Genomic DNA, 1,399 nt, shown 5'->3' with positions numbered 1-1,399 from the left:
GGCGGGGGCGGCCCCCCGCCTCACCCCCGGTTCTCACCCCAGCAGCGTCAGACCCTCCGGGGCGTCGATGCCGAACTCCTCCGCCAGCGTCCGGCGGGCCTCCGTCTCGTCGGACAGCTTCCGTTCGGTGACCGTGCCGTCGTCGGTGCGCGTCACGGTGACGCGGTCGCCGTCGAGGAGCAGGTGCGCGTCCGGCGTGAGGCGCTGGACGTAGGGGCGCCGGGAGAACGGGGAACGCGGGTTCGTGGCGACGTGCCAGTTGATCACCTCGTAGTCGGACGGCTCGAACGGCTCCGGGGTGAAGGCGTACTGCGCCTGCCAGCCGCCCGCGGTGTGCGCCTCCAGCACCCACGTCTCCAGCGGTCCCCGGCGCGGTGCGTGCACCAGCCGGTGCCGGCGTCCGGCGTCGTGGAACTCGGTGTCCGCCGTCAGCGGCACCGGCTCCAGCAGTGAGCCGACGGCGCCGAAGCCGACGTCGGCCAGGTGGGGCCGCGGGTCGCCGGGCAGTTCGGCGAGGAGGGCCATGTGCGTGCGCGGGCGGTCCTCGAAGCGGTCGGCGCCGACGACGACCCGTGCGGTCAGCCGGGTCACCCGGACGCCGAGCGCCTCCAGGGCGGCGGCGAACAGCGTGTTGTGCTCGTAGCAGTAGCCGCCGCGCCGGCGGCCGTGGACCAGTTTCGCCATCAGGTCGGCGAGGTCGAGGGAGGGGGCACGGCCGCCCAGGGCGTCGAGGTTCTCGAAGGGGACGGCCCTCATGTGGGCGAGCTGCACGCCGCGGAGCGTGGCCGTGTCGGGCCGCCGCCCGCCCTCCCAGCCGATGCGTTCGAGGTAGGCGTCCAGGGAGAAGGGTGTCGTCGTCCGTGCGCTGTCGGGCATGGCATCACCGTACGTGCGACGACGGCGTCCCGTCCTCGTCCATCGGTCCTACGCCGGGGCCCCGCCGCTGGTCCTAGGCCGTCCGGTGCGCCGCCTCCCGCAGTCCCTCCCCCAGCCTGCGCAGCCCCTCCGCGATCTCGTCCGGGCTCTGCGTGACGAAGCAGAGCCGCAGCGTGGCACGGTCGGGCTCGCCGGCGTGGAAGGGCGCGCCGGGGACGTACGCCACGTCGTGCCGGACGACGTCGGGGAGCAGGGCCGTGGTGTCGTACGGCTCCGGGAGGCGGACCCAGAGGAACATGCCGCCCTCGGGGCGGGTCCAGGTCGAGCCGGCCGGGAGGGCGGTGGGCAGGCCCGCGAGCATCGCGTCCCGGCGGGCGCCGTAGGCCGCGGCGACCCGTGCGACGTGCGCGTCGAGGTCGTTGTCGGCGAGGTAGCGGGCCGCGGCGAGCTGGTTGACGGTGGGGGTGTGCAGGTCGGCGGCCTGCTTGGCGACCGCGCAGGCCCGGCGCAGGCCGGCGGGGGC

At 75.6% G+C, this 1,399-nt stretch carries 2 protein-coding genes; both read right to left on the bottom strand.

All coding sequences use genetic code 11. The features are described from left to right. Positions 1–33 precede the first annotated feature (33 nt). On the bottom strand, positions 34–876 hold the full coding sequence (locus B7767_RS24005; protein WP_085574027.1) for an arylamine N-acetyltransferase: 843 nt from the start codon (positions 874–876) through the stop codon (positions 34–36). Between the two features lie 73 nt (positions 877–949). Further along, on the bottom strand, positions 950–1,399 hold a 450-nt coding region (locus tag B7767_RS24000; protein ID WP_143652611.1), incomplete at its 5' end, for an aminotransferase class I/II-fold pyridoxal phosphate-dependent enzyme.

The organism is Streptomyces sp. 13-12-16, assembly GCF_002114215.1.
In the GTDB taxonomy this organism is placed as follows: Bacteria; Actinomycetota; Actinomycetes; order Streptomycetales; family Streptomycetaceae; genus Streptomyces.
Note: the sequence above shows the minus strand (reverse complement) of the source record. Positions and strands in the feature narration are given on the sequence as shown.

What these genes read in the sequence shown, in the direction of transcription:
- B7767_RS24005 (WP_085574027.1), bottom strand. Translation starts at nt 876, where the DNA reads ATGCCCGACAGCGCACGGACGACGACACCCTTCTCCCTGGACGCCTAC.